A 221-nucleotide genomic window follows, 5' to 3' on the forward strand; every position below is an offset into this window, starting at 1 on the left:
CCCAGGCTGATGACGTAGTTGCCGTGGTTGTGGAAGCAGTCGGGCACCAGGGCGTCGGGGGTCTTGGTGGCGCCTTGCTCTTTCAGGAACAGCACCTCGTCGCCGGTGACGGGCTGGTTCAGCGGGGCGCCCAGTTCTTTCCAGTTGGGCAGCAGCTCGTTCAAGGCGATGGGGTCCATCACCGCGCCGGAGAGGATGTGGGCACCGGGCTCGGAGCCTTT

At 65.6% G+C, this 221-nt stretch carries 1 protein-coding gene; it reads right to left on the minus strand.

Annotated elements, in window-relative coordinates:
- Window positions 1-221 (minus strand): NAD(P)/FAD-dependent oxidoreductase (locus HA630_RS01770; protein WP_371809180.1); only part of this gene is annotated, 221 nt, incomplete at both ends.

It is taken from the genome of Aquabacterium sp. A08, assembly GCF_011742065.1.